We start from the raw sequence: 23798 nt of genomic DNA on the forward strand, positions 1-23798 counted from the left end.
GTTCTCCGCAGAGCCTTGACAGCGAACCCTCGGAGAGCTCACTCTTCGACGCGTCCACCGATCGACTTTGTCCGATCGCGTTTCTTTCCGGCCGCATCGTCGACCGCCTCCCGCAGGGCGGCCGACACCTCCGCGTGCTCACCGCTGCAGATGAAGGCGCTCGCCACCTCGCGGCGCACGGTCTCAGCCTGTCGGCGTGATCGTTCGAGCCAGGTACGGTCCGGTCGCGCTCCCCTCCGCCCGTGCCACTTCGGCCGGCGTTCCCGCCGCCATGATCCGCCCGCCCGCGTCGCCGCCGCCCGGTCCCAGGTCGATCACCCAGTCGGCGCCGGCGACCACGGCCATGTCGTGCTCGACGACCACCACGGTGTGCCCGGCGTCGACGAGGCCGTGCAGCTGGCGCATCAGGACCTCCACGTCGGCCGGGTGGAGGCCGGTCGTGGGCTCGTCGAGGACGTACAGGGTGTGGCTGCGGCGCCCGTGTCGCAGTTCGCCGGCGAGTTTGATGCGCTGGGCCTCGCCGCCGGACAGCTCGGTCGCGGGCTGGCCGAGGCGCAGGTAGCCGAGGCCCACGTCGAGCAGCGTGCCGAGACTGCGGGCGGCGGCCGGGATGTCCGCGAAGAACTCCGCCGCCGCCTCGACCGTCAGGTCCAACACCTGCGCGATGGTGTGACCCCGGTAGGTCACCTCCAGTGTCCGAGGGTTGTAGCGGGAGCCGCCGCATTCCGGGCAGGGCGCGTAGGTGCTGGGCAGGAACAGCAGCTCCACGCTCACGAAGCCCTCGCCCTGGCAGGTCTCGCAGCGCCCGCCCGCCACGTTGAAGGAGAACCGCCCGACGCCGTAACCGCGCTCGCGCGCCCCGTCAGTGGCCGCGAACACCTTCCGTACGACATCGAAGAGGCCGGTGTACGTCGCCAGGTTCGAGCGCGGGGTGCGACCGATGGGCTTCTGGTCGACCGACACCAGCCGTCCCACACCCGCCGCGTCCTCCCTGAGTTCACCGATGAGCGTGGACTTCCCGGATCCGGACACCCCGGTGACCGCGGTGAACACGCCCAGCGGAAATTCCGCCGTGATTCCGCGCAGGTTGTGCCGGGTCACCGGCCCGACCTTCAACTGTCCCCGAGGGGAACGGTTGTGGCGGGCCGGTGCGGGAGAGTGCCCGAAGAGGAAGCGGGCTGTCGCCGACTCCGCGACCGAGGCCAGCTCCGACACCGGCCCGCTGTGCAGCACCCTCCCGCCGTGCTCGCCGGCGAGTGGGCCCACGTCCACCAGCCAGTCGGCGCCGCGCATCACGTCGAGGTGGTGCTCCACCACGAACACCGAGTTGCCCGCCGTCTTCAGCCGGTCCAGCATGGTGAGCAGGGCCTCGGTGTCCGCCGGATGCAGTCCCGCGGACGGCTCGTCGAGGACGTACACCACGCCGAACAGTCCGGACCGCAACTGCGTGGCCAGCCGTAGCCGTTGCAGCTCGCCCGCCGACAGGGTGGGCGTCGCACGGTCCAGGCTGAGATAGCCGAGACCCAGTTCGAGGATCGGCTCGATGCGGGACCTGAGGTCGTCGGTGAGGACACGTGCCGTCGGGGAGGTGCCGACCGGCAGGTCGGCCAGCTCCGCCAGCGGTGACGCGGCGAGTTCGGCGATCGTGCGGCCCGCGAAGGTCACCGCCAGGGCCTCGGGCCGCAGCCTGCTTCCGCCGCACGCCGGACAGTGCTCGCTGTGCAGGAAGCGTTCCGCCTTCGTTCGCAGGGCCGCGCTCCTGGTGTCGGCGAACGTCTTCATCACATACCGGCGGACGCTCATGTACGTGCCCTTGTAGGGGCGTTGGATGCGGTCGGCGTCCCGGACCGGATGCACCGTGACGACCGGCTGGTCGTCCGTGAACAGGATCCACTCCCGCTGGTCGGCGGGCAGGTCGCGCCAGGGCCGGTCCACGTCGTATCCGAGCGCGTCGAGGATGTCGCGCAGGTTCTTGCCCTGCCACGCACCGGGCCACGCCGCGATGGCACCCTCGCGGATGGACAGGGAGGCGTCCGGGACCAGTGACTCCTCGGTCGTACGGTGCACGCGGCCGAGCCCGTGGCACTTCGGGCACGCTCCGGCCGCCGTGTTCGGGGAGAAGGCGTCCGAGTCGAGGCGCTCCGCGCCGGGTGGGTAGGCGCCCGCGCGGGAGAAGAGCATCCGCAGGGAGTTGGACAGGTTCGTGAGCGTCCCGACCGACGAGCGCGACGTGGGCGCCGCGCGCCGCTGCTGCAGCGAGACGGCGGGCGGCAGACCGGTGATCTCGGCGACCCTCGGTGCGCCGACCTGGTGGATGAGACGGCGGGCGTACGGTGCCACCGACTCGAAGTAGCGGCGCTGCGCCTCGGCGTAGATCGTGCCGAACGCCAGCGACGACTTGCCGGAGCCGGACACGCCGGTGAACACCACGAGCGCGTCGCGTGGGATGTCGACGTCCACTCCCCTGAGGTTGTGCTCGCGAGCGCCGCGGACGCGGACGTACGGGTCATGGGGACCGGGCATGGTGGAGGCTCCGTACGGGTCTGGTGCCGAGCAGGGACAAACCCTGCGATTTTACGCCAGGGGCATGCGGCCTTCCGCGCGTCCGGCCGACAGCCGGGGCGGCGAACCCTGGAGCGCCCGAGAGGCTCGCTCGCGGGCAGGGTTCCCCCGGCACTCGTTCCGGTGCCACATGGCTGCGGCCCACGTCTGTCGGTGCCGGCGATCGACCGCCGCCTCACACGCCCACGGCACCAGGAGAAGGGAGGCCGCGCTCACCGAGGGTCGATCAGGGGCGGCGCCGCGAGCGGCAGGGCAGCCTGCAGGGTCAGTAGGCGACAGGCCATCCGCTGCTCCAGTTCAGCAGGTTGATGCCGAGCTTCGGGGTGCCGTTGTCCTGACCGTCGTAGTAGTGGTAGACGATCAGGTCGCCGTCCGCGTCGTTCATGATCGACTGTCCGCCTGGGCCGATGTACCGGCCGTGCGACTCCAGCACAGGCGTACCGCCGTTGTTCATCATGGCGACGCCGTTCTTGTCGTGGTACGGGCCGGTGACGCTGGTGGCCCGGCCGACCTTGACCTTGTACGTGGAGCTGGTGCCGGCGCAGCAGGTGTCGTACGAGGCGAACAGGTAGTAGTAGCCGTTCCGTTTGACGATGTAGGGGGCCTCGACGGCCTTGGTGCCGGTGGGGCGGGAGGCGAGCGAGTAGCGGGTGGTGTTGGACGAGAGCTGCTTCCCGGTCGACGGGTTGATCTGGATCATCTTGATCCCGGTCCACCAACTGCCGAAGGACAGCCACCACTTGCCGTCGTCGTTCACGAAGAGGTTCGGGTCGATGGCGTTGTAGTCGTTCGACGAACTCGACGTGTAGACGATGCCCTGGTCGGTCCAGCTGCCCGGCCGGCCGGTCGTCGACGTGGCCAGCCCGATGGCCGAGTTCTGCGAGCCGAAGGACGAGACGGAGTAGTACATCAGGTACTTGCCGCCGTGGAACGAGATGTCGGGCGCCCAGGCCTCCGGCACGGAGGAGTAGGTGCGCCACCAGCTCGGCCTGCCGGCGAAGGCGTCCGCGCCGCCGGTGAAGGCGATGCGGTTGGTGGAGGCGCGGTTGCCGATGCCGCCGCCGGTGGCGTACAGCAGGTACTGGCCCGCCGAGGTGCGGATCATCGTCGGGTCGTGGACCACGATCGAGCCGGTGACGGTGCCCGGGTTCGGATACGCGGACGCCGAGCTCGGGACGAGTGCGAGCAGGATCGCCGCGGGGACGGCGAGGAGAGCGGTTCTGCGGGAGGTGCGGCTCACGCGGATCCTCCATGTGTGGGGGCGGAGGGAGGGACGAACCCGTTCGAAGACGTTCGACATGATGAACGCCGGTCACGACTTCGAACGGGACCGTAGAATCGAACCCCTTGCGCGTCAACGGTTCGCGCAGCGACTCCCGTCACGACGGTCGTCGAACCGCGTTCGACGACTCATCTGCCACACGGGCCGCGGCGCCCCTCACTGCCCTGCCAACCCCGTGTGCGCCACCCCCCGCACGATCTGCCGCTGGAACAGCGCGAAGACGATCAGGAGCGGCAGGCCCGCGATGACGACCGACGCCATCATCTGCTCGTAGCGGAGGCCGTAGGACGTCTGGACGTTGACCAGGCCCACCGGGAGCGTCATGCCGCCCGGGTCCGTGGTCACCAGGAACGGCCAGAGGAAGTTGTTCCAGGTCGAGATGAACGTGAAGATGCCGACCGCCGCCAGGACCGGACGGGACAGGGGCATCACGATCGTCCAGAAGACGCGCCAGCGGCCCGCGCCGTCGACGAAGGCCGCCTCCTCCAGTTCACGGGGGACGCCGTCGAAGAACTTGACCAGGATGAACACCATGGCGGGCACCGCGACTTGGGGCAGAATCACACCCCAGTACGTGTCGACCAGGCCCAGCTGCACCATCTCCGCGAACAACGGGGCCATCAGGACCTGGGGCGGGACCATGATCCCGGCCAGGACGACGGCGTACAGCGCCTTGCGGCCACGGAACTCCGTGCGCGAGAAGCCGTACGCCGCCATCGCGCACAGCAGGACCGTCAGGATCGTCGTCATCACCGAGATGTACGCCGTGTTGAACATCCAGCGCCCGATGTCGCCCGCCTCCCACACCTTCCGGTACGCGTCGAAGGTGAAGTGGGAGCCGAGCCAGCGCAGGGGTGTCCGTGTCGCCTCGCCTTCCGGTTTGAAGGACGTCGCCAGGGCCCAGGCCAGAGGAAGGACCCACACCACCGCCAGAAGCAGCGCCGCGGCCAGCATCACACGTCGGCCCGGGGTCCAACGGACCTTGCGGCCCTCGTCCGTTGACAGCAAGGCGCTCATGCCGACTCTCCACTCCGCCGCGAGAACCGCAGCTGCACCAGCGACACGATCACGATCAGGGCGAAGAAGAGGTACGAGACCGCCGAGGCGTAGCCGATGCGGTAACCGGTGAAGCCGGACTGGTAGACGTACTGGAGGATCGGGCGGGTCGAGTCGTCGGGGCCGCCTCCGGTCATGATGTACACCTGGTCGAAGATCTTGAGGGAGGCCAGGATCTGGAGGACCAGGACGACTCCCGTGGTGCGCTTCAGCAGGGGGAGGGTCACATGCCGCAGCCGCTGCCAGGCGCCCGCGCCGTCCAACTCCGCCGCCTCGTACAGGTGTCGCGGAATCGACTGCAACGCGGCCAGGTAGAGAAGGAAGTTGAAGCCGACCGTCCACCAGACGGTGGCCGCCACGATCGACAGCATCGCGTACCGCTCGTCCGTCAGCCAGCCGATCCCCGGGTGCAGGCCGAACCAGGCGAGCAGCTGGTCCGCGAAGCCGAAGTCGGAGGGGAAGATCACCCAGAGGAAGAGCAGCCCGATCACGCCCGACGGCAGGAGGAAGGGCGCGAACCAGGAGAGCCGCCACAGCCACTGGACGAACCGCAGATGGTGCGAGAGCAGGGCGAGGACCAGGCCCGTCACCACCAACGGGACCGTGGACAGGACCGTGAACCAGATCGTGTTCCCCAGCGACGACCAGACATGGGGATCCCGGAAGGCCTCCGTGTAGTTGTCGAAACCGACGAACTCCCCGCCCTCACCGGTGATGTTGTCGCTGCGCAGGCTCATGCCGATGCCGGACACCAGCGGCCAGAGCAGGAACAGCGCATAGGTGAGGAAGAAGGGAGCGATGAACACCAGACCGTGCTCGGTCCACCTGCGGCGGACGGTGACGGGTTTCTGCGTCGGCTGCTCCGCCGGGACCGGGACCACGGTCGTGGTCGTCGTCGTGGTCACGCGGCACCTCCTTCGCCGACCAGTGCCTCGCTGCCGAGAGCACGACCGCCGGGGCCGCCGGGGCCGCTGTCGAGCGGATCGGGCGTGTCGAGCAGCTTCCGCAGCCGCTTCTTCGCCTCGCGCAGGGCGCCCGACGGCGTGCGCGATCCGGTGAGTACCCCGGAGAAGACAGCGCCCAGCTGGATCCACATCGGCGAGGCGGAGCCCGCGAACCAGGCGGGCTGGTCGAGGGCCACGTCGTCGATGACGGACCGGTACGCGGACTGTGGCTCCAGTTCCAGATAGTCCGGTCGCGTCAGCGTGGGCAGATACGCCGGTACGTGGCCGCCCTTGGCCCAGTCCACGGAGTGCTGGAGCATCCAGGCGACGAAGGTGTGGGCCGCCTCGTTCGCCCCGTCCGAGCGGCCGTCCTGGTGTGGGAGCACGAAGGCGTGGCAGTCGGCCTGGGCGGTGGGACGCCCGAACAGCGCGGGTACGCGGGTCATGGAGAACGGCAGCCCGGCGGCGGTGAAGGTCGACACCTCCCACTCGCCGTTGAGGTGGAAGGCGGTCTTGCCGGCGTTGAACACCCCGATGGACCCGGGGTAGTCGAGGCGGCGCGCCATCAGCCCCTCCGCCGTGAGCCGGGCCATGAACTCCAGGATCTCCAGGGCCTTGGCGTCGTCGAGTGCGAGGCGTTTGCCGTCCGGGGACAGGACCGTGCCGCCCAGCTGTGCGTAGAAGGTGGCGAACAGCCGCCAGGGGGTGACGCAGTCCGGTCCGGTCGTCTCGGCGCACAGCCCGGGCGCGCCCGTGGTCTTCTTGGCCGTGCGCAGGGCGTCCATGAACTCCCGCGCACCGCGGACGGGGCGGAGCTGACCATCGTCGCCGAGCAGCCCGGCCTTCGCACAGACGTCGGTGTTGTAGTAGAGCACCATGGGGTGGGTGTCGAGCGGAATCGCGTACTGCCGCCCGTCGACCGTGCCGCGCTCGAAGATGGCCTCGGGAAACTGGTCGGCCCCCACGCCCAGTTCGCGCAGCAGGTTCAGGTCGAAGGGGTCGAGGAGCCGCCCGGGCCCGAACCCCGCGAGCCGTGCGAGGTGGAGCACCGCGACCTCGGGCGCCCGTCCGCCGGCCCCCGCCATGCCCAGCTTCGTGTAGTACGGCGTACCCCATTGAAGCTGGGTCGCCTCCAGGCCGATATCAGGGTGTTCCTCGGCGAACGCGTCGACCAGCGCGGTCATATTGGCCCCGTCGCCTCCACCGAAGAGGTGCCAGTAACGCAGCCGGGCCTTCCCCTCGGCACCGAAGGAGGGCGCGGCACATCCCGCCGCGCCCAGCGCCAGCCCTCCGGTGCCGACGAGTAACTTCCTTCTGCTCAGGCGTGGTTCATCGGTCACGGCCCATCCCTCAGTCGTCCGAAATGCCGAACTGTGCTCGTGAATTCGGACGGACGGTAGAGTCGAAGCGCTTCCGAGTCAACGGTTCACACAGGCATTCACTCGGGACACCTCCCCCGTCGACCCCCGTCGTCAGCCGTCTCAGCCATCTCAGCCGCCTTACGCCTACGCCTCAGCCGCCTCAGCCGTTGGCCGCAGCCGTGCGCGGCTGCCGGTAGGGCCGTACCGCGCGGCGCGCTATGGCGAAGCGATGCGTCTCCGACGGGCCGTCGTAGATCCGGAACGGCCGTACCTCCCTGAACAGTCGGGCCAGCGGGGCGTCGTCGGCCGAGATGCCGAGGGCTCCGCAGATCTGCACGGCCCGGTCGACCACCCGGTTCACCGCCTCCGCCACGAAGGTCTTGGACACGGAGGTGAGTTGGGAGGCGGCGGCGGAGCCGGTGTCCAGCTCCCAGGCGGTCCGCAGGATCAGGGCGCGGCTCGCCTCGATGTCGATCTCGGAGTCGGCCAGCATCTGCTGGACCATGCCGAGGTCTCCCAGCGCCGAGCCGAACGCCATCCGGCTGCCCGCCCGTTCCAGAGCGACGTCCTGGGCTCGGCGGGCCGCCCCGAGCCAGCGCATGCAGTGGGTCATCCGGGCGGGGCCGAGCCGGACCTGGGCACCTTCGAAACCTCGGTCCACCTCACCGAGCACCTGCTCCTCCCCCACCACGCACGCGTCGAAGACGATCTCGCTGTGCCCGCCGAAGAGCGATTCGTCCAGCGTCTCGATGGTGCGGACGAGGCGCATGCCGGGAGTGTCGGCGTCGACCAGGAACATGGTGGCGCCGCCCGGGTCGCCGGGGCTGCCGGAGGTGCGGGCCATGACGATGGCGAAACCGGCTCCCTGGGCACCGGTGATGAACCACTTGCGTCCGTCGAGGCGCCAGCCGCCGGAGACCCGGGTCGCGGTGGTGCGCAGGGAACGGGGGTCGGCACCCGCGCCCGGAGCCGGTTCGGTCATGGCGAAGCAGGACCGCGTCCCGCCCGCGGCGAGTGGACGCAGATACGTCTGCTTCTGCTCTTCGGTGGCGAGCTTCTCCAGCAGGTGCATATTGCCCTCGTCCGGGGCCGCGCAGTTCAGCGCCAGCGGTCCGAGCAGCGAGTAGCCCGCCGCTTCGAACACCACCGCCTGCCCGCGCAGGTCCAGCCCGTGTCCGCCCCAGCGGGTCGGCACGTGCGGAGCGAACACGCCCGCTTGGCGGGCGGCTTTCTGCAGGGTTTCCCGCAGCGCCTCGGGGGCGTCGTGCACGGAACCGCCGCACTCACGCTCGGCCGGAATGACCACCTCGCGCACGAACGCGGCCGTGGACTCGGCGAGTTGGGCGACGGTCGGATCGATATCGAACTGGATGGGCACGGGGCCTCCCGCCGGCAGGCGTACGGGCATCGGTGCCCGTCGCGTCCTAGAAACTGTATAGCGTCTTCAGTATCTTGCGGGGAAGCACCCGGCGACGGGAAGACGACAGGAGAAACGCCAATGAGTCCGACCGTGAGCACCGAGCCGGTCCGGATCGTCCGCCATCCCGGCGGGGTCGTCGAGCTGAGACTCGACGATCCGGGGCGGGGCAATGCCCTGGACCTGAGGACGGCCGAGGCACTGCGGGACAAGGCCGCCGACGTGGCCGCGGACCCGGGCGGCGCCGTCCTGCTGCGGTCCGCGGGCGGCAGCTTCTGCGTGGGCGGTGACCTGCGCGCGTTCGCCGGTCGCGGCGCCCGGACCGGCGCCTACGTGCACGCCGTGGCGAGCGCCGCGCACGCCGCGATACAGGCGCTGTACGACCTGCCGGTGCCGTTGGTGACCGCCGTGCGCGGCGCGGCCGCGGGCGGCGGGATCGGTCTCGCCCTCGTGGGCGACATCGTGCTGGCGGCCCGGTCCGCGCGGTTCCGGCTGGCGTACACGGCGATCGGCCTCACGCCGGACTGCGGGGCCTCCTGGTTCCTGCCGCGCCTGGTGGGCCCCCGCAGGGCGGCGGACCTGATTCTGACGAATCGGGTCCTGACCGGCGACGACGCCGAACGATGGGGCCTGGCCTCCCGGTGCGTGGACGACGGGGAACTGGACGACGCGGCACACCGCGCCGCGGCCGATCTCGCCGCCGGCGCCGGTGACGCGCTACGCGCCGCGAAGGGTCTGCTGCGCGCCGGCGCCGGTGACGACCTGCGCCGTCACCTCGACGAGGAGGCACGGTCGATCGCCGCGCTGGCGGACGGCCCGGAGGCGCAGGACCGCATGGCGTCGTTCCTCACCGCGCGGGGCCGCCCGAAGGCGGGCGACGACCGGGCCGCGGACAGGGAATCCGAAAGTGTTTCTTGAGACCCTCTTCACTAACACGTCCGCCGAGGCGTAACCTCCGGGCAACACAGAACCGATGGAACCGGTCACCACAGAACCGGGGAAAAGGTGTGGCGATGCAATCTGCTGCCGTAGGCCTTCCGGACACTCTCGACGGGCCCCTCACCGAAGCCGTCGTCGACCTCGTTCTGCGGGGGATGTGGCGCGGCCGGCCGGAGTCCGAGCACCGTCCGCTGGTCGACGCCGGCCTGGCCATGGTGAAGGGGCCGGTGGTGCTGCCGACCGAGCCCGCCAAGGCCGTCGCCGCGCGGATCCTGCGGGTTCCCGCAGGATCCGAGCAGGAAGAACGGATCACCGCCGCGTACGAGGCGTTCCTGCCGGTCAACCGGAAGATCCGCGATGTGTGCACGGCATGGCAGTGCCGCCCCGACGGCACCGTCAACGACCACTCCGACGACGTCTACGACGCCGGGGTGCGCGAGTCGCTGGAAGACGTGCACGAGGCCATCCAGCCCGTGCTGCGCAGGCTGGACCTGGTCCTCGCGGGCAGCGGACGCTACCTGACGGCCCTGGCGGAGGCCCTCGACCGCTTCGACGACGGCGCACCCGAGTGGCTGGCCTCGCCGCTGTGCGACTCGTACCACACGGTGTGGATGCGGCTGCACCAGGAGCTGCTGTTGGTGCTGGACATCAGCCGGGCCGAGGACGAGGCCCGTGAAGAGGAGCTGGTCACGGGGAGCCGGGGTTGAGCGTCACCGACCGCGAGGCGGACCCGCGCGCACAGTCCGGCCTTCCGCTCACGCGGTCCGGGGCTCCCCTCGCGCAGGCCGAGGCCCCTCTCCCCCGGGCCGAGGCGGCTCCCCTCACGCCTTCCGGAGCCCCCGGCCGGATCCTGGTCCCCTACGGGCAGGGACGTATCCGGGGCCTGGACGCCGACGAGCTGGGTGCGCACGGCGCGGCGATGGACCGGCTGGTGGCCCTCGGGCTGCCGGTCGTGCCGGGGCTCACCGTGCCCGCCGGTGCCGCCGCGTCGCTCTGCGACTCCGACACCGCCGAAGCCGCCGTGGAGCTGGTCGAACAGCTGGCGGGGCGGCGGATCGGGGACACGGCCCGGCCGCTGCTGCTGCGCCTGTCGGCGAGCGCGCCGACCGAGATCGCCGGACTGCCGCCCGACCTGGCCTGTCTCGGCATCGCCCCGGCCCGTGCCGACGACCTGTGCGCCGTCATCGGACGCGCGGACGCACTGCACGAGGTGTGGGCCGCCACCGTGCGCATGATCGCCGAGTACGCCCTCGACGTGCCCGGCGCGGTGCTCGACGACGCCCTCCTGGACGCGCCCGGGCCACGGGCACGGGTGGAGGTGCTGCTGTCCCTCGTGGCGGAGCACGGCTCCCACCCCTTCCCCGACGACCCGGCGCAGCAGCTCGCGCTGGCCGCCCGCGCCCTTCTCGGCCGGTGGGACTCACCGCGTGCGCGAAGATCCCGCCGGGCCCAGCGGCTCCCCGCCGAGCTGGCCCTCGCCCTGCATGTGCAGGCGCTGCGGATCGGTCCGGCGGACCACTCCGGCTACGGCACGGCCGTCAGCCGCGATCCCGAGACCGGGCGCCTCTCCCCCCGGGGCTCCTTCTTCCGGGGAGTGCGCCGCAGCGCCCCGCCGCCGGACACCGGTGAACCGCTGGACCGGCTCGCGGGCGGCACCGCGCTGCTCGAGCACTCCCTGCTCACCCTGGAGCGGCACCTGCGCGCACCGGTGTCGGTCGACTTCGAGGTGCGCGACGACGAGATCTCGCTGCTCGCCGCCTCGGCGCAACTCCGCCCGCCGCTGCGGGCCTCGGTGTGTCTGGCCGCGGACCTGGCCCGGGACGGGGCGCTCGCCCGCGAGGAGGCCGTACGACGGATCACCCCCGCGCAGGTGCAGGAACTGCTGCACCCCCAGCTCCGGCTGACCGGCGGGGAGGAGCTCCTGGTGAGAGGGCTGCCCGCGTCGCCGGGGGCGGCGACCGGAGCGGTCGTGCTGTCCAGCGAACGTGCCCTCGAACTGGCCGCGGACGGTACGCAGGTCGTGCTCGTGGCCGCCGAGACGACCCCGGCGGACGTCCCCGGGATGCTGGCCTCCGTCGCCGTACTGACCGGCAGTGGCGGCATCGCCTCGCACGCCGCCGTGGTGGCGCGGGGCGCCGGCAAGCCCGCCGTGTGCGGCGCCGAGGGGCTGCGCGTGGAGCTGGCCGCCGGGACGGTCCGCTTCGGGGAGCGGGTGGTGCGCGAGGGCGACCCGGTCTCGCTGGACGGCCGTACCGGCGCCGTCTACGCGGGGACGCTGAGCGTCAGTGTGGCCGGGCCGCCGCCCGAGCTGTCCACCTTGTTGGAGTGGGCGGACGGCGTGCGCCGACTGGGCGTGCGGGTCAACGCCGACACGGCCGCCGAGGTGGACACCGCCCTCGCCCTGGGCGCGGAGGGGGTCGGGCTGTGCCGTACGGAGCACCAGTTCCTCGGCGAGCGGCTGCCGCTGATCCGCCGGGTGCTGCTGGCCGCCGACCCGACCGCCCGCGACGAGGCGCTGCTCGCACTGGAGCGCGCCCAGCACGAGGACTTCACCGCGCTGCTGGCCGCCGTGGGGAACCGCCCGGTGACCGTGCGCCTGCTGGACGCGCCGCTGCACGAGTTCCTGCCCGCCCCCGGGCAGGCCCTGGACGCGGCCGAGGAGCAGCGGGCCGTCGCGCTGCGCGAGGCGAACCCGATGCTCGGGCTGCGCGGAGTGCGGCTCGCGCTGCTGCACGAGCGGCTCTACCCGGCGCAGGCCGAGGCGCTGTTCACCGCCTGGGCCGATGTCGCCGCCACCGGGGTACGGCCGGAGCTGGAGGTGATGATCCCGCTGGTCAGCATGCCGGAGGAGCTGGCCGCCGCGGCCGCGTACGTACGCGGTGCCGCCGACGCGGTCGCCGCCCGCACCGGGGTGGAGGTGCCGTACCGGCTCGGCACGATGATCGAGACCCCGCGGGCCGCGCTGCTGGCCGGCGAGCTCGCCGAACACGCCGAGTTCTTCTCCTTCGGCACCAACGACCTGACGCAGCTCACCTACGGGTTCTCCCGGGACGACGTCGAACGCCAGGTGCTCGCCTCGTACCAGGAGCGCGGGTTCCTGACCGCCAGCCCGTTCGCCCGGCTCGATCCGCACGGGGTGGGCGCCCTGGTCGCCCTGGCGGCCGAGCGGGCACGGAGCGTTCGGCCCGGCATCAAGCTGGGCGTGTGCGGTGAGCACGGCGGGGATCCCGAGTCGATCGCGTTCTGCGACGACCTCGGTCTCGACTACGTCTCCTGTTCCGCGCACCGCGTGCCGGTGGCCCGGATGGCGGCCGCGCACAGTGTCCTGCGCCGGCGGCAGGACGAGCAGCGGCAGGACGAGGAGCGGCACGACGAGGGCGGGAGCGCACGATGACGAGCACCGCGACCGAGGGCACGGCCCTGTCGGACACCGAGCTGGAGGACCTGCGCGAGACCGTTCGGTCGGTGTGTGCGGACGCCGGCGGCACCGCCGCCGTACGCCGGATGTCCGAGGAGGCTCCCGGCATCGACGCCGGGTTGTGGGACGCCCTCGGCCGGCAGGTCGGCCTCGCGGCCCTCGGCCTGCCCGAGTCGGCGGGGGGCATCGGCGGCCTCGCCGAGATCGCCGTCGTCTGCGAGGAGCTGGGCCGGACGCTGGCCCCGGTCCCGCTGCTGTCCTCCACCGTGCTGGCCGGGCAGGTGCTGGCCGGCTGCGGTACGGCCGACAAGGCGCTGGCCGAGCTGGCCGGGGGCGTCGTGCATGCCCTGGCGGTGGCCGCGCCCGACGGGACATGGCGGGCCGACGCCGTGCCGGTGGCCGTCTCCTGGCGGGGCGGCGTTCCGCTGCTGGACGGCGCCGCGCCGTTCGTCCTCGACGGCGCCGACGCCGAGGCGCTGGTGGTGGCCGCGGCCGGGGCCGACGGCGTGGACCTCTTCCTCGTCGACCCGCGCGAGCCGGGGGTCACGGTGCGTCGCGTGCCCACGCTGGACCTCAGCCGGGGCCAGGCGGTGGTCACCTTCTCGGGGGTCCGGGCCCGGGCGCTGACCGCCGGAGGTGAGGGGGCGGATGTCGTCTCCTGTGCCCTGGACGTGGCCCTGGTGGCGCTGGCCGCCGAGCAACTGGGCGGTGCGCAGGCCGCGTTGGACATGACGCTGGCCCATGTGCGTGACCGTACCCAGTTCGGCAGGGCGATCGGCGGCTTCCAGGCGGTCAAGCACGCCTGCGCCGACATGCTGCTCCAGGTCGAGGCGGCGCGGTCGGCCGTGGTGCGCGCGGTTCTGGCGGACGGCTCGCCTCAGGCGTCGGCCGAGGCGGCGGCGGTGGCGCAGGCGTGGTGCGGTGAGGCGTTCGTCTCCGTGGCCGCCGAGTGCGTGCAGTTCCACGGCGGCATGGGCTTCACCTGGGAGCACGACGCGCACCTGTACTTCCGGCGCGCCCAGTCGGACGCGGTCCTGCTGGGCGGCGCCGCACACCATCGGGAACGGCTGGCCGGGCTGCTCGGCTGGTGACATGGAAGGCGGGACGGCATGGCCACCAGACTCATCGACGAGTCCCTGTTCGAGAACGGGGAGTACGGCGACGGGGATCCACCGCGTCTCGTGGGCGCCCGCTGCTCCGGCTGCGCCACAGTCGTCTTCCCCCGGCAGGACTCGTGCCCCAGGTGTTCGGACGGGACGATGACGCCGCGGGTGCTGCCGGTGAGCGGGCGGGTGTGGTCGTGGACGCTTCAGGCGTTCCCGCCGAAGTCGCCGTACCGGGTGCCGGCCGGCGGCCACCGGCCCTACCACGTGGGCTATGTGGACCTCGGTGAGGTGCTGGTCGAAGCGCGGCTCGCGGTGCCCCGCGCGGAGATCCGGATCGGACTGCCGGTCCGGCTCACCACCGTGCCCGCCTACCAGGACGAGGACGGAACCGAGGTGGTGACCTTCGCGTTCCGCCCGGAGCGGGACGGAGAGCGATGAGCGGGTCGGACGACGTGTACGTGGTCGGGTGCGGGATGCATGCCTTCGGCCGGGACGAGAGCGTCACGGGAATGGACATGGCCGAGCGCGCGGTGCGCGAGGCGCTGGCCGACGCCGGTGTCGCCTGGGAGGACATCGGCTACGCGGCCGGCGGGTCCGACGTGTCCGGCAAGCCCGACACACTGGTGGGCCGGCTGGGCCTGACCGGAGTGCCGTTCGTCAACGTGCAGAACGGCTGCGCCACCGGTGCCTCCACCGTGCTCACGGTGGCGAACGCGCTGCGCGCGGGCGAGGCCTCGCTGGGGCTCGCGGTGGGGTTCGACAAGCACGAGCGGGGCGCGTTCCACGTCTCCGCGGCCCGCTACGGTCTGGGCGACTGGTACGCCGAGACCGGCATGATGCTCACGACGCAGTTCTTCGCGCTGAAGACCCAGCGGTATCTGTACGAGCACGGGATCTCGGAGCGGGCGCTGGCGATGGTGGCCGCGCGGGCCTTCCGCAACGGCTCGCACCACCCCCTGGCGTGGCGGCGCAAACCGCTGACGGAGCGGGAGATCCTGGACTCCGCCGAGGTCAGTCCCCCGCTCACCCAGTACATGTTCTGTTCCCCGGGACAGGGCGCGGCGGCCCTGGTCCTTGCCCTCGGCGACCGTGCGTTCGACCTGTGCGACCGACCGGTCAGGCTGGCGTCGCTGGCCTTCCGGACCAGGCGGTTCGGTTCGTTCGAGGTGTTCTCGCCCTGGCTGCCGCCGGGGCCGCACCGCAGCCCCAGCGTCGACGCCGCGGAGGCGGTCTTCCGCGCGGCGGGGGTGCGGCCCGCCGACGTACGGGTCGCGCAGTTGCAGGACACCGACAGCGGCTCGGAGCTGATCCACCTGGCGGAGACCGGGCTGTGCGGCCACGGCGAGCAGGAGGAGCTGCTGGCCTCGGGGGCCACCGAACCCACGGGCCGGATACCGGTCAACACCGACGGCGGCTGTCTGGCCGGCGGGGAGCCCGTCGGCGCCTCCGGGCTGCGCCAGTTCCACGAGGTCGTACGACAGTTGCAGGGCCGGGCGCCCGGTGTGCAGGTGCCGGGCGCCCCCCGGGTGGGCTTCACCCATGTGTACGGGGCGCCCGGGATCAGCGCCTGCTCGGTCCTGACGGTGTGAGAGGCGGGGAGCACGTCATGCGGCACGGCGGCAGAACAGCGCTGGTGACCGGCGGGGCACGCGGCATCGGTCTGGAGATCGGCCGACAGCTCGCGGACCGGGGGCTACGGGTCCTGGTCGGGGCGCGGCAACGGGCGGCGGCCGAGGAGGCGTGCCGCGCCATCGGCCGGGCGGCACTGCCGCTGGCGCTGGACGTGACCTCCGCGAAGAGCGTCGCCGAAGCGGTCCGGGAGGCACGGGAGCTGACCGGCGGGATCGACGTCCTGGTGAACAACGCGGGAGTGTCTCTCGACGGGGAACTGCGGCCCCCGTACGTCGACGAGGACATTCTGCGGGCGACGCTGGACACGAACCTCACCGGCGCCTGGCGCGTGGCGGAGGCCGTCGTTCCGGGCATGGTGGAGGTCGGCTACGGCCGAATCGTGAACGTGACCAGCTCGTACGGTTCGCTGGCGCTGATGGACTCCGGCCGGCACCCCGCCTACCGCATCTCCAAGACGGCGCTCAACGCCCTGACCCGTATGCTCGCGGCCGAGCTGGCCGACACGGGTGTCCTGGTCAACGCCGCCGACCCCGGCTGGACTCGAAGCGGCATGGGCGGTCCGTCCGCCCCGCGCGGGCCGGAGGAGGGTGCGGACACCACGGTCTGGCTGGCGACCCTCCCCGAGGGCGACCGGACGACGGGCGGGCTGTTCGCCGAGCGCGGGCCACTTCCCTGGTGAACCGCCTCAGCTCGGGGACGTGGCCGGGGCCGGTGCCGGCTTCGCCGGGTTCTGCTCGGTGGCGACGATGCGCAGCGCCAGCTCCCTGACCGCCTCCAGCACGGACCGGGAGGGCAACTGGGACAGCGGTCCTCCCTCCGCCCGCAGCGCGGTGACGAGCACGGTCGTACTGATGAGCGTGCGGACCGCGAGGGCCTGTGCCGCGTGCCGGGCCTTCGCCGCCCGGGGGCTGCGGGTGGTGCTCTCCGGCAGATAGTCGTAGCCGCGCTGGATGTGCCGCTGCTCGAACTCGTCCCGCAGCACCTTGACGCTGCCGTTGGCCGAGGCGACCTGGACCTGGTAGAGGCGGGCCTCGTCCGGGTTCTTCTCCACCCAGTCCCACACGGCGTCGATGACGCGGATCAGACCCTCTTGGTCACCCGGCTCGGACTCCGGCCGGGCCGCCTCCACGACCGCGTTCAGCTGGTCGAAGACCCGGCGCATGGCCAGTTCGAGCAGCTCCTCCTTGCCGTCGAAGTGGTAGTAGACGGCCGTCGGCACCACCTGCGCCTCGTCCGCGATGTCCTGGATGCTGGTCTCCGCGAACCCGTTGCGGCCGAACACCCGGACGGCGGCGGTGATGATGTGCTGCCGCCGCGAGGGGCGGTGGGCGGGCTGCTTGCCGTTCTTCGTGGTGGCCATCATGCTCCCTGCCGACTGCCGTGAACCCTCGTCCGTGGTCCCTGCGTACTGACCATTCTATGCAGTAACTCCAACCACCGGTCGGCATAATTCCTGTTACGGATGGGGATCCGAGGCCCTCGGGTCCCGGCATACTTGACAGCATGACGACCTCCCGGACCCGCGCCGCTCACCGTCCGTCGCGCAAACAGTGGGTGATCGAAGCAGCCACCGAGCTGTTCGCCACCCAGCCGCCGGACGAGGTGACGGTGGCCGACATCGCCGCTCGCGCGGAGATGACCTCGGCAGCGGTGTACTACCACTTCTCCTCCAAGGACCAGGTCCTGGCGGAGGGGATGCGGGTGTTCGCCGCAGCGCTGCGCGAGCAGTTGCAGGCGCTCACGGATGCCCACGAACCCGGCGCGGACATCGCGGCGGCGGTCACCACGCTGCTGGCCTGGATGGGCGAGCACCGATCCGCCGCCACCGTGTTCTTCGTGTCGTCGGCCGGCATGAGCCAGGACGCGGAGGCACTGCGCCAGGAAAGCCGTAGCGAGTTGCTCGACGAGCTGATGCGGCTGATGCGCAAGGCCCGCGAGTCCGTCTCCGACGCCGAGGCGGCGGTGATCGGCCTGGGCCTGCTGGCGTTGCTGGAGACCGCGGCGATCTCACAGGTCCGGGGCGACGACGTCTACCGGTCGCTGGGGCACCGTTCCTTCGTCCGCGAGGTCGGCGAGCTGGCGGAACGGATCGCCGACCCGACCACCTAGTGTTCTGAGTCGGGAATTCTGTTCAGATAACTGGCGAGGCGTTCGAGGATCTCGTCTGCGGTCTTCGTCCAGACGTAGGGCTTCGGGTCGGTGTTCCAGGCGGCGATCCAGTTGCGGATGTCCTTCTCCAGGGCTTGGACGGACCTGTGAACGCCGCGCCGTATCTGCTTGTTGGTCAGTTCGGCGAACCATCGCTCGACGAGGTTCAGCCAGGACGAGCCGGTCGGTGTGAAGTGCAGGTGGAAGCGGGGGTGGGCCGGCAGCCACTTCTTGATGGCGGGGGTCTTGTGGGTGGCGTAGTTGTCGCAGATGAGGTGGACATCCAGGTCGGCGGGCACCTCTTTGTCGAGCTTGGTGAGGAACTTCTTGAACTCCTCAGCCCGATGTCTGCGGTGCAGGGAGCCGGTCACTTTGCCGGTGGCGACCTCGAGGGCGGCGAACAGGGTGGTGGTGCCGGCGCGGACGTGGTCGTGGGTCACCCGCTCGGGAACCCCGGGCATCATTGGCAGCACGGGCTGGGATCGGTCCAGGGCCTGGATCTGCGACTTCTCGTCGGCGCAGAACACCAGGGCCCGCTCGGGCGGGTCCAGGTAAAGGCCGACGACATCGTGGACCTTGTCGACGAAGTACGGATCGGTCGACAGTTTGAAGGTCTCCGACCGGTGCGGCTGCAGGCCGAAGGCCCGCCAGATCCGTGAAACCGACGACTGCGAGAGGCCCGTCTCCTTCGCCATCGACCGCGTCGACCAGTGCGTTGCGTTCTTCGGAGTGGATTCCAGCGTCTTGGTGACTACCGCGGCAACCTGCTCGTCCGTCACGGTCCTTGGGCCGCCCGGACGCGGCATGTCACCCAGACCGGCGATCCGGTACTGCACGAACCGGGCCCGCCAGCGGCCCACCGCATGGGGTGTGGAACCGAGCTGAGCAGCCACGTCCTTGTTCGAGGCGCCCTCGGCGCAGGCCAGGATGATCCGACACCGCAACGCCCATGCCTGCGGCGTGGAACGTCGCCGCACCCACTCCTCGAGTGCGGCCCGTTCTTCGTCCGACAGTGTCAACTCGGCCTTCGGCCGCCCCGTCCGTGCCATGGAGCAAGCCTATACATCTGAACAGAATTCCCGACTCAGAACACTAGGGCGAGTTTCGGAAGTCCCTTCGTCGCCCGAAGGGCGGCTCTGCGGCGTCCGGTGCGTGCTCTCGGCGCGCCGGACGCCGCAGAGCAGAAGGGACTTCCGAAACACGCCCTAGCGAGCGTCTGGACGGAGTCAGGGTCACGGCAGAGAAACGGCGCTGTAGTCGTCGGCGCACGAATAGGTGAAGGTGCTGCCCACGGCACCTGACGGGAAGTCCATGACGCCGTAGTGGAAGTGGTTCAGCGTCGTGTCGCTGCGGTCCAGTCGAACGTTCTCCGGGTACTCCTCCGCGCCGCCCTGGTCGAGGCACGACGTCTGGGGGCTGCGCAAGGTCGCATCTCCGGCGGAGGCGAACACCAGTTGCAGACCGCTGGACGTACGGTCCGCAGACAGGACGACGGCGAAGAACTCGTCGCTGTAGATGGAGATGCCGATGTGGGGCACGGTCGCTGTGCCCAGGGCGACGTCCGAGTAGTCGTCTCGGCAGGAGTAGCGGAGAACGTAGCTGCCCGACACGAGCAGCGGGAAGGTGAGCGTCCCGTCGAAGACACCGGGCCGGGCCGTCTCCGCGTTCTGTTCGGACGGACGCACCGTGAACGTCCCGTCCGGTCCCCGCACGACGAGACATGTGGTGTCCGCCGCCCGCAGGTCCGCCTCGCCTCTCGCCCGCAGGGCGACCGTCAGCCGATGGCCGTGCGCCTCCACGGAGGTCACCGTGGCCGCGTAGCCCGGGTGTTGGTAGCGGGACACGCCCAGTGTCCCGCGCGTGAACGTGGGCGGCTCGGGTGCCGCGGCCGACGGAGCGCGGGCGGGCTCCGCCGGTGTGCCCGCGGGCGTGGCGGTGTCCGGGGGCGGGGTGGTACCGCTCGACGCCTTCCCGTCGTCGAACGGCTCGGCCGAGGCCGTGACCGTCGTGCCGGGCGCGGCACCCGGTACTCCGTCCTCGGCCCCGGACCCGCTGTCCTGTCCCGCCAGTGACACACCCGTCACGACGAGCAGGCTCGCCGCCAGCACCAGGGCGACGGTGAGAGCGAGCCTCTTCCCGGAGGCGGGCGGGGGAACGAAACCTGCCGGACGGCCGGTCGGGCTGGTGGGGACCCGCGTGGACGCCCCACCTCCCGAGTGCGCGTGCGCGGTCGCCGTGGGCTGCTGGTGAGCGCCCGCGGACCGCGGGTCGAGCGCCGTCGGTGGGTGGGTGACGGCCAGCAGCCCCTCCGAACTCCGGCGCACCGAACGGGAGACGGAGTCGGGAAGCCACCGGTAGGTGCCATGGCCGTCGGGACGCGGGAGTTCGGCCAGCATGCCGGGAACCTCGTCCGGCGACGGCCGGGCGTCCGGGTTCCGCGTGAGGCACTTCCGCACGATCGTCCGCAGGTCCGGCGGCAGGGACGTGAGTGAGGGGGTGCGGCCGTCGACGGCGTCGGCCGCGAGCGGGGTGCCCTGCGCGGAGAGCACCGCCTCGCCCGACGCCTCGGCGAGCACGACCCCGAGCGAGAACATGTCGCTCCGCGGACCGACCTGTTGGGCGAGTAACTGCTCGGGGGAGGCATAGACGACACTGCCGACGAACTGTCCCGTGGAGGTGAGCCCGACCTGTCCCACGGGCCGTGCGACCCCGAAGTCGACGAGGCGTGGCCCGGTCTCGGCGAGGATGATGTTGGACGGCTTCACATCACGATGCACGATGCCCGCGGTGTGGATCGCCGTCAGCGCCTCCGCCAGACTGGCCGCCAGGACACGCACGCTGCCCTCGGGCAGTCGGCCGTGCGCGGCGAGCACGTCCGCGAGGTTGGGGCCGCGGACGAGTTCCGTCGCCAGCCAGGGCACGTCCGCCCCGGCGTCGAAGTCGACGAGTTGCGCCGTGTGCACGCTGCGGACCGCCCGGGCGATCTCGATCTCACGGGCGAAGCGTTCGCGGTAACCCGGTTCCGCCGAGAGCTCGGCCCGGATGGTCTTGAGCGCCACGAGCAGACCTCCGCCGGTACGGCGAGCCAGGTACACGCTGCCCATGCCGCCGGAGCCCAGACGGCCCATCAGCTCGAACGGGCCGACACGCCCAGGATCCGTACCATGCCGAAGCGGCTCCACCACGATGCACCCTCACCCGTCCGTCGACGTCCCCACAGACAGCCGCGCCGTCTGCCGGGAGCCATGACCGACGGTCGGGGCGCGGCCACGGACGCGGCAAGGGCCGGGAGACTCGTGTCCCCCGTGCCGAACCGGCTCCGATCTCCGTGAGCCGAGGGGTGACATTCTGACGAGCCACGCCCCATCGCCACAGGGCGCACAGCAGCGCAGACGGCGCGCGGGCGGCGTGAGGAGTGGCTCTGCCCCTCACCTCACACCAGGAGGCGGAGGGGCTTGTGCAGCAACTCACCGACCGTGCGCAGGTATTCGGCGGCGGGTGCCCCGTCGACGGCACGGTGGTCGAAGGTGAGGCTCAGGGTGAGCACCCGTGTCCGCAGCGGTCGGTCGTCGTCCCACTCGACGCCGTCCCTGAGCCTGCCCACCCCGAGGATCGCGACGTTGCCGGGGTTGATCACGGGGGTGAAGAAGTCGACGCCGTATCCGCCGAGCGAGGTGACGGTGAAGGTGGCCCCTTCCAGTTGGGCGGGGGAGATCCGCCCCTCGCGCGCGGCGTGGGCCAGGGCCCTCGTCCGGCGGGCGATCTCGGGCAGCGGCAGTGCCACCGCGTCCTCGATCACGGGCACCATGAGGCCGCCCGGGACGGCCACCGCGAAGCCCAGGTGGATGCCGTCGAGCAGATGGATGCCGTCCTCCCGCACCGTGGCGTTGAGCAGCGGATGCTCACGCAGGGCCAGGGCGGCGGCCTTCAGGAGGAAGTCGTTGAGGCTGGGCACCGGCAGGTCGCTGTCGGCCCATTCCTCCCTGAGGCGCTCCCGCAGGGACACCACGGCGTCCATGCGCACCTCGTAGCCGTGCGTCAGCTGTGCCATCTCCTGGAGGCTGGCGTGCATCCGGCGCGCGATGGTCCCGCGCATCCCGGTGAGCGGGAGGACGTCGCCGGGACGAGGGGCCGCGTTCCGGCGAACGGGCGCGGGAGCGACGGCGTCGAGGTCGGAGCGGCGGACCCGGCCGCCGGGGCCGGTGCCGTTCACCCCGGAGAGGTCGATGCCCCGCTCCTTCGCGAGCTTGCGGACCAGCGGCGAGGAGGGGGCGCCGCCCGACGGGGCCGACGGGGCCGACATGACGACGTCGTCGGCGAGGGCGGCGAGGAACTCCTCCACGTCCTCGGAGACGATCCGGCCGCCCGGCCCCGTGCCGTGTACGGCGGCGAGGTCCACGTCGGCGTTCGCGGCGACCCTTCGAGCGTTCGGTGAGGACGGCAGCCGGTCGGCGGTGCCGTTGACGGAGGGCACCCCGGCGTCGGGGGCCGCACCGGTGCCGGTGAGCGTCGGCAGGACGCCCGGACCCACGCGGCCGTCGGGGGCAGGCACGGTGGCCGGTTTTCCACCGCCGTTGTCCAGGGCGGGCACGACCGCCACACCCGCGCCGGAGCCGGACCCGGCGGGCATCGGCGTACCCCCCGGGTCCGGTGGCTGCTCGCCCTCGGCGAGCAGCCAGCCGATGAGGGCCCCGGCGGGGACTGTGGCGCCCGCCGGGACCACCGGGTGGAACAGTCCCCCGGCCTCCGCCTCGACGTCCACGTCGACCTTGTCGGTGGCCAGCCGCATCAGTGCGTCGCCCTCCGCGACGGCCGCGCCGGTGGGCACCAGCCATTCGTCGATCGTGCCTTCCTGCATGGTCAGGCCGATCTTCGGCAGCAGAACCTCGACCGCCACGTCGGTCACGACCTTTCGAGGAGACGTCGGCAGCCCTGGGCGATACGGGCGCGATCGGGCACGTACGCCTTCTCCAGGACGGGCGAGAAGGGCACCGGGGAGAAAGGGGCGCCGATGCGCAGGACCGGCGCGTCCAGGTAGTCGAAGACCACGTCCTGGATCTGGGCGGCGATCTCCGCACCGAGCCCGCCGAAGGTGACGGCCTCGTGCACCACGAGCACCCGGTTGGTGCGGCGGACGGAGGCGAACATCGTCTCGGTGTCCAGGGGTTGCACGGTGCGGGGGTCGATCACCTCGATCTCCACGCCCTCGGCGGCGAGTTCGTCGGCGGCCGCGAGGGCCTCCCCCACCATGCGGCCGAGGGCGATCACGGTGACGTCGGAGCCCTGCCGGGCGGTGTGCGCCTGGCCCAGCGGGATGCCGTAGATCTCCTCGGGCACCTCGCTGGTGCTGCCGAGAAGGACCTTGTTGAGCATGACGACGACCGGGTTGTCGTCCCGGATGGCCGAGACGGTCAGGCCCTTGGCGGTGTAGGCGTCGCTCGGCATGACCACCTTGAGGCCGGGCACGTGGGCCAGCCAGGCCTCCAGGCTCTGGCTGTGCTGCGCGGCGGCGCCGAGGCCGGCGCCGGAGGCGGTGGTGATGGTCAGCGGCACGGACAACCCGCCGCCGAACATGTACTTCATCTTGGCCGCCTGGTTGACGATCTGGTCGAGGCAGACGCCGATGAAGTCCATGAACATCAGGTCGACGACGGGGCGCAGACCCCGGGCGGCGGCTCCCACCCCGAGGCCGACCAGGGCGGCTTCGGAGATCGGGGTGTCGATCATGCGGCGGGGGCCGAACTCGTCGAGCAGGTTGTCGAACATGCGGAACACGCCGCCGTATCCGGCCACGTCCTCGCCGGCGACGAAGACGTTCTCGTCCTCGCGCATGGCCTGCGCGAGACCTTCGTTGAAGGCCTTGACGTAGGACAGCTTGCGGGCGGCTGCGACCGGGGCGCCGGCCGGTGCTTCGGTGGTGAGGGTCATGGCGG

At 71.6% G+C, this 23798-nt stretch carries 20 protein-coding genes; 8 read left to right on the forward strand and 12 right to left on the reverse strand.

What is annotated here, in order from left to right; translation table 11 throughout:
- Positions 1 to 38 precede the first annotated feature (38 nt).
- The 7 genes from OG272_RS00670 to OG272_RS00700 all read right to left on the reverse strand — a co-directional run bounded on the left by OG272_RS00670 (position 39) and on the right by OG272_RS00700 (position 8583).
- Positions 39 to 179, reverse strand: coding sequence for a hypothetical protein (locus tag OG272_RS00670; protein ID WP_326573179.1), 141 nt, complete (start codon positions 177 to 179; stop codon positions 39 to 41).
- A 4-nt stretch (positions 180 to 183) separates the two neighbouring features.
- Positions 184 to 2523 carry an ATP-binding cassette domain-containing protein gene (locus OG272_RS00675; protein WP_405892143.1) on the reverse strand — a complete coding sequence of 780 codons (2340 nt, stop codon included), beginning with the start codon at positions 2521 to 2523 and terminating at the stop codon, positions 184 to 186.
- Positions 2524 to 2827: 304 nt separating this feature from the next.
- Positions 2828 to 3802: an arabinan endo-1,5-alpha-L-arabinosidase gene (locus tag OG272_RS00680; RefSeq protein WP_327731997.1), complete on the reverse strand. Its 975-nt coding sequence runs from the start codon at positions 3800 to 3802 to the stop codon at positions 2828 to 2830.
- A gap of 198 nt (positions 3803 to 4000) precedes the next feature.
- Positions 4001 to 4861: a carbohydrate ABC transporter permease gene (locus OG272_RS00685; RefSeq protein ID WP_327731996.1), complete on the reverse strand. Its 861-nt coding sequence runs from the start codon at positions 4859 to 4861 to the stop codon at positions 4001 to 4003.
- Positions 4858 to 5781 carry a carbohydrate ABC transporter permease gene (locus tag OG272_RS00690; protein ID WP_405895969.1) on the reverse strand — a complete coding sequence of 308 codons (924 nt, stop codon included), beginning with the start codon at positions 5779 to 5781 and terminating at the stop codon, positions 4858 to 4860. The genes OG272_RS00685 and OG272_RS00690 overlap by 4 nt, the downstream gene beginning before the upstream one ends.
- Before the next feature lie 20 nt (positions 5782 to 5801).
- Entirely contained in the window at positions 5802 to 7184 is a 1383-nt protein-coding gene (locus OG272_RS00695) for an extracellular solute-binding protein (RefSeq protein ID WP_327731994.1), read from the reverse strand.
- 181 nt (positions 7185 to 7365) lie between these two features.
- A complete protein-coding gene (locus OG272_RS00700) occupies positions 7366 to 8583 on the reverse strand; it encodes an acyl-CoA dehydrogenase family protein (protein WP_405892145.1) in 1218 nt (405 codons plus the stop codon).
- 120 nt (positions 8584 to 8703) lie between these two features.
- Here OG272_RS00700 and OG272_RS00705 point away from each other — a divergent pair, with 120 nt between their 5' ends.
- The 7 genes from OG272_RS00705 to OG272_RS00735 all read left to right on the forward strand — a co-directional run bounded on the left by OG272_RS00705 (position 8704) and on the right by OG272_RS00735 (position 16396).
- A complete protein-coding gene (locus OG272_RS00705) occupies positions 8704 to 9540 on the forward strand; it encodes an enoyl-CoA hydratase/isomerase family protein (RefSeq protein WP_405892147.1) in 837 nt (278 codons plus the stop codon).
- A 95-nt stretch (positions 9541 to 9635) separates the two neighbouring features.
- Positions 9636 to 10268: a hypothetical protein gene (locus OG272_RS00710; protein ID WP_326573191.1), complete on the forward strand. Its 633-nt coding sequence runs from the start codon at positions 9636 to 9638 to the stop codon at positions 10266 to 10268.
- Entirely contained in the window at positions 10265 to 12955 is a 2691-nt protein-coding gene (locus OG272_RS00715) for a putative PEP-binding protein (protein ID WP_328505203.1), read from the forward strand. Before OG272_RS00710 ends, OG272_RS00715 begins: the two co-directional genes overlap by 4 nt.
- Positions 12952 to 14070 carry an acyl-CoA dehydrogenase family protein gene (locus OG272_RS00720; RefSeq protein ID WP_405892150.1) on the forward strand — a complete coding sequence of 373 codons (1119 nt, stop codon included), beginning with the start codon at positions 12952 to 12954 and terminating at the stop codon, positions 14068 to 14070. Before OG272_RS00715 ends, OG272_RS00720 begins: the two co-directional genes overlap by 4 nt.
- A gap of 18 nt (positions 14071 to 14088) precedes the next feature.
- Positions 14089 to 14523 carry an OB-fold domain-containing protein gene (locus OG272_RS00725; protein ID WP_327731988.1) on the forward strand — a complete coding sequence of 145 codons (435 nt, stop codon included), beginning with the start codon at positions 14089 to 14091 and terminating at the stop codon, positions 14521 to 14523.
- Positions 14520 to 15674, forward strand: a complete 1155-nt coding sequence (locus OG272_RS00730; RefSeq protein WP_326573199.1) for a thiolase family protein — start codon at positions 14520 to 14522, stop codon at positions 15672 to 15674. Before OG272_RS00725 ends, OG272_RS00730 begins: the two co-directional genes overlap by 4 nt.
- Positions 15675 to 15691: 17 nt before the next feature.
- Positions 15692 to 16396 (forward strand): SDR family NAD(P)-dependent oxidoreductase, encoded by a 705-nt coding sequence (locus tag OG272_RS00735; protein WP_327731987.1) that lies wholly within the window; start codon positions 15692 to 15694, stop codon positions 16394 to 16396.
- Positions 16397 to 16402: 6 nt separating this feature from the next.
- On the opposite strand, the gene OG272_RS00740 is transcribed toward OG272_RS00735, so the two are convergent.
- Positions 16403 to 17080, reverse strand: a complete 678-nt coding sequence (locus tag OG272_RS00740) for a TetR/AcrR family transcriptional regulator (protein WP_327731986.1) — start codon at positions 17078 to 17080, stop codon at positions 16403 to 16405.
- A gap of 140 nt (positions 17081 to 17220) precedes the next feature.
- Here OG272_RS00740 and OG272_RS00745 point away from each other — a divergent pair, with 140 nt between their 5' ends.
- On the forward strand, positions 17221 to 17826 hold the full coding sequence (locus tag OG272_RS00745; protein WP_327731985.1) for a helix-turn-helix domain-containing protein: 606 nt from the start codon (positions 17221 to 17223) through the stop codon (positions 17824 to 17826).
- Here OG272_RS00745 and OG272_RS00750 read toward each other — a convergent pair.
- The 4 genes from OG272_RS00750 to OG272_RS00765 form a co-directional block, all read right to left on the reverse strand.
- A complete protein-coding gene (locus tag OG272_RS00750) occupies positions 17823 to 18914 on the reverse strand; it encodes an IS630 family transposase (protein WP_405892154.1) in 1092 nt (363 codons plus the stop codon). The genes OG272_RS00745 and OG272_RS00750 overlap by 4 nt on opposite strands.
- A gap of 183 nt (positions 18915 to 19097) precedes the next feature.
- Complete coding sequence (locus tag OG272_RS00755) at positions 19098 to 21050, reverse strand: serine/threonine-protein kinase (protein ID WP_405892156.1); 1953 nt, start codon at positions 21048 to 21050, stop codon at positions 19098 to 19100.
- Positions 21051 to 21298: 248 nt separating this feature from the next.
- Positions 21299 to 22771 carry a dihydrolipoamide acetyltransferase family protein gene (locus OG272_RS00760; protein WP_405892157.1) on the reverse strand — a complete coding sequence of 491 codons (1473 nt, stop codon included), beginning with the start codon at positions 22769 to 22771 and terminating at the stop codon, positions 21299 to 21301.
- A complete protein-coding gene (locus OG272_RS00765) occupies positions 22768 to 23793 on the reverse strand; it encodes an alpha-ketoacid dehydrogenase subunit beta (RefSeq protein WP_327731981.1) in 1026 nt (341 codons plus the stop codon). The genes OG272_RS00760 and OG272_RS00765 overlap by 4 nt, the downstream gene beginning before the upstream one ends.
- Positions 23794 to 23798 lie beyond the last annotated feature (5 nt).

Source organism: Streptomyces sp. NBC_00104 (assembly GCF_045160825.1).
In the GTDB taxonomy this organism is placed as follows: domain Bacteria; phylum Actinomycetota; class Actinomycetes; order Streptomycetales; family Streptomycetaceae; genus Streptomyces.